9 protein-coding genes and 1 pseudogene are annotated in these 11432 nt (G+C 69.9%); 8 read left to right on the top strand and 2 right to left on the bottom strand.

Annotation, left to right across the window (positions count from 1 at the left end; genetic code table 11):
- From KUTG_RS00840 to KUTG_RS00820, 5 genes are all read left to right on the top strand, one after another.
- Positions 1-415: DNA glycosylase AlkZ-like family protein (locus KUTG_RS00840; RefSeq protein WP_043714218.1), on the top strand; the 415-nt coding region annotated here is incomplete at its 5' end.
- A 63-nt stretch (positions 416-478) separates the two neighbouring features.
- Positions 479-1363, top strand: coding sequence for a class I SAM-dependent methyltransferase (locus KUTG_RS00835; protein WP_043714216.1), 885 nt, complete (start codon positions 479-481; stop codon positions 1361-1363).
- Positions 1364-1962: 599 nt separating this feature from the next.
- Positions 1963-2826 (top strand): universal stress protein, encoded by an 864-nt coding sequence (locus KUTG_RS00830; RefSeq protein WP_157494164.1) that lies wholly within the window; start codon positions 1963-1965, stop codon positions 2824-2826.
- 101 nt (positions 2827-2927) lie between these two features.
- Entirely contained in the window at positions 2928-3737 is an 810-nt protein-coding gene (locus tag KUTG_RS00825) for a universal stress protein (protein WP_084578753.1), read from the top strand.
- Between the two features lie 153 nt (positions 3738-3890).
- Positions 3891-6272, top strand: coding sequence for an ATP-binding cassette domain-containing protein (locus KUTG_RS00820; RefSeq protein WP_043714210.1), 2382 nt, complete (start codon positions 3891-3893; stop codon positions 6270-6272).
- 7 nt (positions 6273-6279) lie between these two features.
- Here the strand turns inward: KUTG_RS00820 and KUTG_RS00815 are convergent, their stop codons facing one another.
- Positions 6280-7950, bottom strand: a complete 1671-nt coding sequence (locus tag KUTG_RS00815; protein ID WP_043714208.1) for an aminotransferase class V-fold PLP-dependent enzyme — start codon at positions 7948-7950, stop codon at positions 6280-6282.
- 127 nt (positions 7951-8077) lie between these two features.
- Between KUTG_RS00815 and KUTG_RS00810 the strand changes: the two genes are divergently transcribed.
- Both KUTG_RS00810 and KUTG_RS00805 read left to right on the top strand, forming a co-directional pair.
- The gene (locus KUTG_RS00810) at positions 8078-8722 is read left to right on the top strand and encodes an HAD family hydrolase (RefSeq protein ID WP_043714206.1); all 645 of its coding nucleotides are present in this window, start codon (positions 8078-8080) and stop codon (positions 8720-8722) included.
- A complete protein-coding gene (locus KUTG_RS00805; protein WP_043714205.1) occupies positions 8719-9750 on the top strand; it encodes a phosphotransferase family protein in 1032 nt (343 codons plus the stop codon). The genes KUTG_RS00810 and KUTG_RS00805 overlap by 4 nt, the downstream gene beginning before the upstream one ends.
- 32 nt (positions 9751-9782) lie before the next feature.
- On the opposite strand, the gene KUTG_RS00800 is transcribed toward KUTG_RS00805, so the two are convergent.
- Positions 9783-11027: an RNA-guided endonuclease InsQ/TnpB family protein gene (locus tag KUTG_RS00800; protein ID WP_232240576.1), complete on the bottom strand. Its 1245-nt coding sequence runs from the start codon at positions 11025-11027 to the stop codon at positions 9783-9785.
- A gap of 140 nt (positions 11028-11167) precedes the next feature.
- Between KUTG_RS00800 and KUTG_RS60455 the strand changes: the two are divergent.
- Positions 11168-11432, top strand: a pseudogene (locus KUTG_RS60455) (acyl-CoA dehydrogenase); the annotation flags it as partial.

Genomic DNA, 11432 nt, shown 5'->3' with positions numbered 1-11432 from the left:
GGCCTGGTCCGGCCTCACCCGCCTGCGCGAGGTCTTAGGACTGGAGCTGAAGACCTTCACCGACGAAAACGGCGTGGCGCTGTTCGACCTCCCCGACGCGCGCCGCCCCCACCCGGACACACCGGCGCCGATCCGTTTCCTGCCCGAGTTCGACAACTGCCTGCTCGCCCACGCCGACCGCACCCGCGTGATCTCCGAGGAGGACCGACGGCGCACCTTCACCAACAACGGCCTGATCCGCGGCACCGTCCTGCTCGACGGCTTCGTCGCCGCCAGCTGGAAACTCGGCCCCGACGCCCTCACCATCACCCCGTTCCGGTCCCTGCCGGACGAGATCGAGGAGGAGGCCCACCGACTGCTCGCCTTCGCCGACGCCGACGTGCCGATCCGGGTAGTTGCCGAAACGGCAAGGTAGTTTGCCACCTCGCTCGCGCTTGGCCCACGGTGTACGACAGAGACACCGAGGAGGGGACACGCGATGAGCCAGGGACACGGGCACGGGCACGGACATGGGCACTCCGGCGACGACTACGACTGGGCGTCGCTGGGCGAGATGCTGGAGCGCAACGCCGAGGTGCACCGGGACTTCCTGGACCAGGCGATGGACTGGCTGCGGGTGCAGGCCGACGAGCCGGCGCGGGTGCTCGACGTGGGCAGCGGCCCCGGCGTCGCGGCCTGCGCGCTGGCCGACGCCTTCGGCGACGCCGAGGTGGTTGCGGCCGACCGTGCGCCGGAGTTGTTGGCCCTGGCCCAGAAGCGGGCGGCGCGGCTGGGCGTGGAGATCACGACACTGCGGGCCGATCTGCCGGAGGCGTTCGGCGAGCTGGGCCCGGCCGACGTCGTGTGGACCAGCGGCGTGATGCACCACATCGGCGATCAGCAGGAGGCGCTCAACCGGCTGGCCGGGCTGCTGCGACCGGGCGGCGTGCTCGCGGTCGTCGAGGGCGGGCTGACGATGCGGTTCCTGCCGCGGGACATCGGCATCGGCCGACCGGGCCTGCAGTCCCGGCTCGACGCGGCCAACGACGAGTGGTTCAGCGACATGCGGGACGGCCTGCCGGGCTCGACGCGGACGGTGGAGGACTGGCCGGCGATGCTGGCCAAGGCCGGCCTGATGCCCAGCGCCAGCCGCACCTTCCTGGTCGACCTGCCGGCCCCGCTGGACACCGAGCCGCGGCTGCTGCTGCGGGACCTGCTTGTGCGGCAACGGGAAATGCTGGGCGACCGGATCGATGCAGCCGACCACGCGGTGATCGACCGGCTGGTGCACGACGACGACCGCGAGAGCCTGCTGTGGCGGCCGGACGCATTCGTGCTCACCGCACGGACCGTCCACTCGGCCCGACGGCTCGGACCGGCGTGATCCACGCTTTGCACTGTGCATAATGCGTCACCTGAATCGTTTACGTGCCGCCGGTCACTTTTTGTTTTCCCGCGGGAAGCAAATGGTTTCTGACAGCGTTGTCAAGCGCTGAAGGTTAATTCTGGCACCCGGTGCCCCGAGCGGTTTCGCCGCCCGGGGCACTCGCGTGCCGCCAGACCTGCCGCCGCCGCCCCGGCCTTGGACAACGTGGAGTCCCAAGAGGACGCCCGCTCTACCGGAACACCTAGTCCGCCCCGGTTAGGCTTCGCGCCACTGGCGTCCTAGGCAGAGGGGGATCCGCTGGTGGGACGAGTACTTCCTCTTCACTACAAGCGCACTGCCGGGGCCGTACGGGTGACGGAGGCGGCTGAGTCCGACGTCACGACGACGACACCGAGGACCCCGAGGTCATCCGCGCCGGAGGGCAAAACCCGTGTTCGGACCGTTCGCCCCGGTCCGTCCACTGCGGACATACGGGCGTACACGAGCGCCAGAGTTAAATGCTTCGTAACGTCTGGCCACTGGAATTGGTCATGAGAACAGGCCAAGGTAGAGACATCCCGGGAGAGATCGCCGTCATCGGCGCCAGGAGGATGGTCATGGCGCAAGCGCACGCCGCCGCAACGCTCAACGCACCGGTCGTCACCAGAACCAAGCTCGTCACCGCGGTGGCCACGCCCGTCGTGACCAAACGAATAGCGGTCGGCACCGACGGCTCCTACTGGGGGGACGCCGCACTGGGCTGGGCCGCCCGCCACGCCTGCGTGGTCGGCGCCGAACTCGAGGTCCACCAGGCCGACCGTCGCTACGTCGACATCCCCGACGACATCCCCACCGACGCCGGCATCGGCGCCACGCTGCGGGCGATGCCGATGCTGCCGGTGCGCATCCTGCGCGCCGGCCCCGATCCCGTCGGCACGCTGGTGGGCGCCAGCGCCGACGCCGACCTGGTCGTGCTCGGCTGCCGCGGCTACCACCACGGCACGCTGGGCGTCGGCCGCAGCGTCATCCCGATCGTCACCCGCGCCCGCTGCGACACCGTTGTGGTGCGGGGGATGCCGGCCTCGCTGCACGGTCGCACCCGCTGGATCACCGCCATGGTCCGTGGCGGCAGCGAGGACATCGCCGTGCTGGCCAAGGTCGCCAAGCTGGCGACGTCGCTGCAGGCCAAGGTTCGTGTCGTGCACGTGACGCCGCCCGCCGGCCCGCGCTGGCTGCCCGAGCAGCTGGGCTCGGCCACCGTGCTGGAGCGGGCCGCGGCGCAGCTGGCGAAGCTGGCCCCGAAGGTCAGCCCCGACCTCCGCTCCTACGCCTGCCAGCCGCCGGAGGCCGCCGTCGCCTGCCCCGACACCGACCTGTTGGTGATCGGCGACACCCGTCTCACCGATCGGAACCGCCTTGATCCCATGACCAAAGCGGCCCTGTACCATTCCCGATCGCCCGTGCTGGTGGTGCGTAACTGAACCAATCCAACTCGGCCCCTGGCGATCAACGCGGTCGGGGTGCAGAGTGTGTCAGGTATCCCGGTACGTGCGAGATTCCCTGTGCCGCCAGGAGGGTTCGCATGGCGAGAGTAATGCCCAGCGCGACGACGACGCGTCCCCATCACCTGTCCCCGGAGGGGTTCGGGCCCAGCGTCGTGGTCGGCGCCGACGGCTCGCCGTGGGGCTCCGCGGCCCTCGGCTGGGCGGCCAGATACGCCTGGCTGCGCGGAGAATCCCTCACCGTGTACGCCGATTCCACCCTTCCGGGTGAACCTTCGGCAGAAGACCAATTGGCCACCATGCAGCCGCTGCCGGTCAGCATCGTGGAGAACTCCGAAGATCCGCTGCGCACGCTGGTGCCCGCCAGCGAGCACGCGGAGCTGGTCGTGCTGGGCTGCCGCGGCCGGCAGCACGTGACCATCGGGCTGGGCCGCTGGGTCCTTCCCGTGGTCGCCGCCGCGCACTGCGACACAGTCGTGGTGCGCGGCCTGGACGCCGCCGTGCACGGCATGCACTCGGTCATCACCGCGCTGGTCAGCGGCGACGCCGAGGACCGCCCCGTGCTGCGCCGCGCCGCCGAGCTGGCCGCGACCTTCCACGCCAAGCTGCACGTCGCCCACGCCTGGCCGACCCCGTCCGGCCGCACCGCCAGCCCCTCCGGCGACGTGCACGGCCGGGTCCTCGACCACGCCAAGGACTTCCTGGCCACGGTCAACCGCCAGCTGTCGGCCAACTACGAGGCCGTCCGCGCCCAGCCCTACGAACTGGTGGCCACCCGCACCCACACCGACCTGATCGTCGTCGGCTCCGGCGGCCCCGGCCGCCTCGGCGGCGTCACCCGGGACGCCCTGCACCACGCCCTCTGCCCCGTCCTGGTCGTCCGCGGCTGATTCCCCCGTCTTGTGCAGGGAAGGACGCCTTACCTTCGTTGACCGCGGGTAAGGCGTCCTTCCCTGCGTCGGGGGCGCGTCACACACAGCGGCCGTCATCCGTCAGGTAGACAGTGGGCAGTTGCCCGCGTCCGCCGGATCGATGGAGCCACGATGAGCAAGGCCAGCACCCCGAAGACACCAGGACACGTCGCCGACAGCCACGACCTGATCCGGGTGCTGGGCGCGCGCGAGAACAACCTGCGCGACGTCAGCGTCGAGATTCCCAAGCGGCGGCTGACCGTGTTCACCGGCGTGTCCGGCTCGGGCAAGAGCTCGCTGGTGTTCGCCACCATCGCCGCCGAGTCGCAGCGGATGATCAACGAGACCTACAGCGCGTTCGTCCAGGGCTTCATGCCCAACCAGGCCCGCCCGGACGTGGACGTGCTGGACGGGCTGACCACCGTGATCACCGTGGACCAGCAGCGGCTCGGCGCGGACCCGCGCTCCACGGTCGGCACGGCCACCGACGCCAACGCGATGCTGCGCATCCTGTTCAGCCGCCTGGGCAAGCCGCACATCGGCTCCCCGCAGGCCTTCTCCTTCAACGTGGCCTCGGTCAGCGGCGCGGGCGCGGTCACCATGGAGAAGGGCGGCCGGCAGGTCAAGGAGAAGCGCACCTTCAGCATCACGGGCGGCATGTGCCCGCGCTGCGAGGGCCGCGGCAACGTCACCGACATCGACCTCACCCAGCTCTACGACGACAGCAAGTCCCTGGCCGAGGGCGCGCTGACCGTCCCCGGCTACACGCCCGGCGGCTGGAACTACCGCCTCTACGCCTCGTCCGGCTTCGTCGACGCCGACAAGCCCATCCGCAGGTACACCAAGCGGGAGCTCAACGACTTCCTGCACAAGGAACCGGTGCGGATGAAGATCGAGGGCATCAACATGACCTACGAAGGTCTGATCCCCCGCATCCAGAAGTCCTACCTGTCCAAGGACAAGGAGGGCATGCAGCCGCACATCCGGGCGTTCGTGGACCGCGCTGTCACGTTCACCGTCTGCCCCGAGTGCGCTGGCACTCGCCTGAGCGAGGGCGCGCGCTCGTCCAAGATCAAGAAGATCAGCATCGCCGACGCCTGCGCAATGCAGATCAGCGACCTGGCCGAGTGGGTGCGTGGCCTGAAGGAGCCGTCGGTCGCGCCGCTGCTGGAGAAGCTGGTCCACACCCTCGACTCGTTCGTGGAGATCGGCCTCGGCTACCTGTCCCTGGACCGGCCGGCGGCCACGCTGTCCGGCGGCGAGGCCCAGCGGGTGAAGATGATCCGTCACCTCGGCTCCTCGCTCACCGACGTCACCTACGTCTTCGACGAGCCGACGATCGGCCTGCACCCGCACGACATCCAGCGCATGAACGAGCTGCTGCTCCGCCTGCGCGACAAGGGCAACACCGTCCTTGTCGTGGAGCACAAGCCCAACACCATCGCCATCGCCGACCACGTGATCGACCTCGGCCCGGGCGCCGGCTCGGCCGGCGGCGAGGTGTGCTTCGAGGGCACGGTCGCGGGCCTGCGCAAGAGCGGCACCGTCACCGGCCGGCACTTCGACGACCGGTCGTCGGTCAAGAAGTCCGTGCGGGAACCCTCAGGCGCGCTGGAGATCCGCGGCGCGACCGCCCACAACCTGCGCAAGGTCGACGTGGACATCCCGCTCGGCGTGCTCACGGTCATCACCGGCGTGGCCGGCTCCGGCAAGAGCTCCCTCGTGCACGGCTCCATCCCGACCGACCTGGGTGTGGTGTCGGTGGACCAGACCCCGATCCGCGGCTCCCGGCGCAGCAACCCCGCCACCTACACCGGCCTGCTGGAGCCGATCCGCAAGGCCTTCGCCAAGGTCAACAACGTCAAGCCGGCCCTGTTCAGCGCCAACTCCGAGGGCGCCTGCCCGAACTGCAACGGCGTCGGCGTGATCTACACCGACCTCGGCGTGATGGCCACCGTCTCCACGATGTGCGAGGTGTGCGAGGGCAAGCGGTTCCTGGCCTCGGTGCTGGAGTACAAGCTCGGCGGGCGGGACATCAGCGAGGTGCTGGCCATGTCGGTGACCGAGGCCGTCGAGTTCTTCGGCGCGGGCGAGGCCCACATCCCGGCCGCGCACGCCATCCTCGACCGGCTGGCCGATGTCGGCCTCGGCTACCTCAGCCTCGGCCAGCCGCTGACCACCCTGTCCGGCGGCGAGCAGCAGCGGCTCAAGCTGGCCAGCCACATGGGGGCCAACGGCGGCGTCTACGTCCTGGACGAGCCGACCACCGGCCTGCACCTGGCCGACGTCGAGCAGCTGCTGGGCCTGTTGGATCGGCTGGTGGACAGCGGGAAGTCGGTGATCGTCGTCGAGCACCACCAGGCCGTGATGGCCCACGCCGACTGGATCATCGACCTCGGCCCGGGCGCCGGCCACGACGGCGGTCAGATCGTCTTCGAGGGCACGCCCGCCGACCTGGTGAAGGACAAGTCGACGTTGACCGGCCAGCACCTGGCCGAGTACGTGGGGAAGTAGCCGACCGTCAGGACAGGCAGACGACGGGCAGCTCGAACCACCGCAGGTCGTCGAAGTCGCCGGACACGCGGGCCGGCCCCCGGTCGTCGGGTCGGTCCGCGCCGGCGAAAACGCGGGCGGCGTCGTCGAGATGGCCGGCCAGGGCGTCCTCTCCCACCTGGTCGACCAGCCGCGGGCGGTTGACGTCGTAGCGCATGTCGGCCAGGCGCACCCGCGGTCCGGTCGCGCGATGATGGCGCCACAAACCGGTCAACGGATCGAACCGGTAGTCGCCGAGCAGCTTCCACCCCCAGGTGGCCACCTGGTGCACGGCTTCGATCACGTAGTCGACGACCGTGTCGGACATCGCGTAGTTGAAGCTCACCCGCACCCAACCGGGTTTGATGCCCTCCCGACCGGCGAGGATCTCGCGCTCGAACCGCCGGGAGAGGTCCGGATCGATGCCGAGCAGGCGATGCCCGTAGGGGCCCGCGCAGGAGCAGCCGCCGCGGACCTGGATGCCGTACAGGTCGCTGAGCAGCGTCACCACATAGTTGTGGTGCAGCCGCTTCCCGCCCGGCCCCGTCATCATCAGCGACACGATCGCCAGCCGGTCGGCGTCGAGGTTGCCGAGGACCTCCAGGTTCGGGTTGGTCGACCACGAATCGAGCGCCCGCCGCAGGAAGGCCTGCTCCCGCTCATGGATCACCTCTGCGCCGACCGCTTGTTGCAGGCCGAACGCCAGGCCGGCGCGAATCGACTCCACGATCGCGGGCGTGCCGCCTTCCTCACGGTGCGCGGCGTCAGCGATGTAGTGCTGCTCGGTCGGGCTGACGTAGTCGACGGTCCCGCCACCGGGAACGCTCGGCACCCGGTTGCCCAGCAGTTCCCGGCGCACCACCAGCACGCCGGGCGTGCCGGGACCGCCGAGGAACTTGTGCGGGGAGATGAACACCGCGTCCTTGTAGGACAGGGGATGGTCGTCGCATTCGTCGTGCATGCGCACGGCGCCATGGGGCGCGGCGGCCGCGAAGTCCCATAACGCGAGCGCGCCGTGCTGATGCAGCAGGTCGGAGATCCGGTGGGTGTCGGCGACGATGCCGGTCACGTTGGACGCCGCGGAGAACGCCCCGATCTTCACCGAGCGGTCGGCGTGGCGGACCAGCTCCTCGCGCAGGGCCGAGTGCGAGGGCTGCCCGCTCGCGTCCTCCGGAATGGTCACGACCTCGCAGATGGATTCCCGCCACAGCAGCTCGTTCGAGTGGTGCTCGAACGGTCCGATGAACACCACCGGACGGTCTCGCGTGGGGATCGCGTCGGTCAGCCGGTGACGGTCCTGCAACACGGCCGGCACACGCAGCCCGAGAATGTCGATCAGTTTGCTGATGGCGCCGGTGGCTCCCGATCCGCTGAAGATGACCACGGTGTCCTCGCCGCCGCCGACGGCGTCCCGGATCGCGCGCCGGGCGTCCTCCCGCAGCGCGTTGGTCTGCGCCGCCGTGGCCGAGGAGTCGTTGTGGGTGTTGGCGTACCAGGGCAGCACCTGGTCGCGGATGAAGGTCTCGACGAAGCCCACGGCCCGGCCGGACGCAGTGTGGTCCGCGTAGACCAGCCGGCGTTTCCCATACGGGCCGACCAGCGGCCGGCCGTCGCCGATGATCGACTGTCGAACGCGGTGGACCAGCGCATTCTCCTCCACCAGGCCATGATGAACCGATCATGGCCGCGCGGCGCCGAAACTGATCAGACAGGGCAGCGCTGGTGCACGGCGTGACACGGAGGCTCCTCCCGTTGTCGACATACCAACCGGTCGGTACTATCGCGGCGTGCCGACACGTGACCAGGTGGACGCCGTCGTGTTCGACTACGGCGGCGTGCTCACCACGCCCTTGAGCGCCGCGACCGGCAGTTGGCTGCGGGCCGACGGCATCGACCCGGACGGCTTCGCCACCCTGATGCGGGACTGGCTGGGCCGCGACGCCGAGCCCGGCAACCCCATCCACCGGCTGGAGACCGGCGAGCTGGAGGTGGCGGAGTTCGAGCGCCGGTTCGCCGCCCGCCTCGTCAGCACCACCGGCTCGCCCGTCGCGGCCGAGGGCGTGCTGGGCCGGCTGTTCGCGGGCATGAAGCCCAGCGACGAGATGACGCAGCTGGTGCGCGACCTGCGCAAACACGGCCTGCGTATCGGGCTGCTGTCCAACAGCTGGGGCAACGACTACCCGCACGAGATGCTGGCCGAGCTGTGCGACGTGGTCGTCATCAGCGGCGAGGTCGGCCTGCGCAAGCCCGACGAGCCCATCTACCGGCTGCTGCTGGAGCGCCTCGACCTGCCCGCGCAGCGGGTGGTCTTCGTCGACGACTTCACGGCCAACGTGCGGGCCGCGCAGAAGATCGGCATGCACGGCATTCGACACCTCGATCCCGCCAGCACCCGCGCGGAGCTGGCCGAACTGCTGGGGGAGGACCTGTGAACGCGCTGCCCGGGTTGGACGTCGAGGCCCTGGCCAAGCACCTGGACGCCGCGGGTGTGCTGGCCGGCCCGCTGACCGCCGAGGTCATCCCGGGCGGGCGGTCCAACCTGACCTACCGCGTCGGCGACGGCACCCACAGTTGGGTGCTGCGCCGGCCGCCCCTGGGCCACGTGCTGGCCACCGCGCACGACATGGGCCGCGAGTTCCGCGTGATCTCCGCGCTGGCCCCGACCAAGGTTCCGGTGCCGAAGACCGAGCTGTTCTGCGACGACGCGTCGGTCATCGGCGCGCCGTTCTATCTGATGGAACGGGTCGAGGGCACGCCGATGCGGTCCCGCGCCGACACCGCGGGCCTGTCCGAGCGGCAGGCCGCGCTGATCGCCGACGAGCTGATCGACGTGCTGGCCGAGCTGCACGAGGTCGACCCCCAGCAGGTCGGGCTGGGTGACTTCGGCCGTCCCGAGGGCTTCATGACCCGGCAGGTCGCCCGCTGGCGCAAGCAGCTGGACGCCTCCCGCAGCCGGGACCTGCCCGGCATCGAGGAGCTGCACGCCCGGCTGGCCGCGACCGTGCCGGCCGCGCAGCGGACCACGATCGTGCACGGCGACTACCGGCTGGACAACGCGCTCGTCACGACCGAGCCGCTGGCCATCAGCGCGGTGCTGGACTGGGAGATGTCCACCCTCGGCGACCCGCTGTCCGACCTGGGCCTGTTCGTCGTCTACTGGCAGGGCGTGGGCCAGGAGGACGACCCGATCACCAACGGCGTCAGCGCCACCCCCGGCTTCCCCACGGTCGACGCGCTCATCGAGCGCTACGCGCGTCGCACCGGCATCGACGTCGCCGGCCTCGGCTGGTACGTCGCCTTCGCCTACTTCAAGCTCGCGGTGATCTTGGAGGGCATCCACTACCGGTTCGTGCAGGGCGGCACGGTCGGCGCCGGATTCGAGCGGATCGGCGCCCTCGTCGGCCCGCTCGTCGAACACGGCGCCGCCGCGGTCGCCGCCGCAGTCAAGGAGGACTGGTGACTCCTCCGCCGAGTGAAGTCGGCGGCTTCTCGCTAAGCCGCTGGGGCTTCGCGCAGGACCAGCCCGGCCCTGTGTGCGACATTGAGCGCGCCGACCACATCGGCGTTGGCGGTGTGCCCACACGCCACACAAACGAATTCAGCTTGGGCGAGCCGGTTGTCCTTGGCCACGTGCCCACAGTCGGGACACGTACGCGATGTGTCGCGGGCGTCCACCGGGACCAGTCGTCGACCGGCGCTTTCAGCCTTGCCCTCGAGGATACCCAGGAACACCCCCCAACCCGCGTCGTGGATACCTCGGTTCAATCCAACCTTGGCCGCCGCCCCGTTGGACAGGAAAACGCCCGACTGCTCGGGGTCGGGCCGGGGTTTTGGCGCGCGAACCATGTTCGCGATCCGCAGCGCCTCGTAGGCGATGACATCCGCGTCACGCACGAGGGCAAGAGCGGCCTTGTGCGCGTGGTCCAGGCGCCGGCGGCGGACCACTGCGTGCAGCGCGGCAACCCTGCGGCGAGCCTTGAGTCGCCGGTTCGAGCCGCGCCGACAACGCGACAACGCCTGCTGCGCCTGCTTCAGCGCGGCGGCGGCGTCACGGCCGTGCCGAGGGTTCGCCACGTGCGTCCCGTCGCTGGTGGTCACGAAGTGCGCGATGCCCATGTCGATGCCAACCTGGCGGCCTGTGACGGGCAGCGGCACAGCCTGCACCCCGTCACAGGACAAGATCACAAACCAGCGCCCGCCCTCACGCTTCACGCTGATCGTCTTGACGGTGCCGGTGATCGGACGGTGCTGGTGGACCCGGACATGTCCCACGCCGTGCAGACGAACGCGCGTCACCGTGTCCTTCGGAGTGGAGTCCCAACGGCAGCCGTCACCGTCCTTGGGGAACTCCACCGTGTCGAACCGGCACACACCGCGAAACCTCGGGTAGCCGGGCCTGTCTCCGGCCTTGACACGCCGGAAGAACGCGGCGAACGCCTTGTCCAGACGCCTCAGGGTGGCCTGCTGGGAGGAGAACGACCACCGGCCGTGGCGCTCGGGATCGAAGGCCCGGATGTCCTTGAGCTGGGCGGACTGGTCACGGTAGCGGACGGTGGTTTTCGAGAGGTGCCGGTAGGCGTCACGGCGTTCCTGCAACGCTCCGTTGTACAGGGAACAGTGATCCCGCAGCATTTCCGTCAATGCGGTGGACTGCTTGCCGGCGGGGCGCAACAGGAACTTGAACGACCGCCTCACACACCACCGGCCCTGACCTCGCGCCATGAGCACGCGGGGCACCACGCCAAGTCGTGCACGCTGCGCGCACGGGCGGTCACCGTTAGAGACACGGCCATAGTGTACAAACCGCCCCTGTCTACTCCGCAGGGCGGCTCAATTCCCCTGACGCCTGAAGACGACCGTCCCCTTGAGAGGTTCTGATGGAGTTCGAGTACGACCAGCGGACCCAGGAGCTGATCGGTCAGCTGACCGACTTCATGGAGTCCCATGTGTACCCGGCCGAGGCCGTGCACAAGCAGTGGGTGCTGGACAACCCGACCTCGTGGGACGCGCCGCCGGTCATCGAGGAGCTCAAGGCGGAGGCCCGCAGGCGCGGTCTGTGGAACCTGTTCCTGCCGGACAAGGAGCACGGCGCCGGCCTGACCAACCTCCAGTACGCGCCGCTGGCGGAGATCACCGGACGCA

Origin of the sequence: Kutzneria sp. 744 (assembly GCF_000568255.1) — a bacterium.
In the GTDB taxonomy this organism is placed as follows: domain Bacteria; phylum Actinomycetota; class Actinomycetes; order Mycobacteriales; family Pseudonocardiaceae; genus Kutzneria.
Note: the sequence above shows the minus strand (reverse complement) of the source record. Positions and strands in the feature narration are given on the sequence as shown.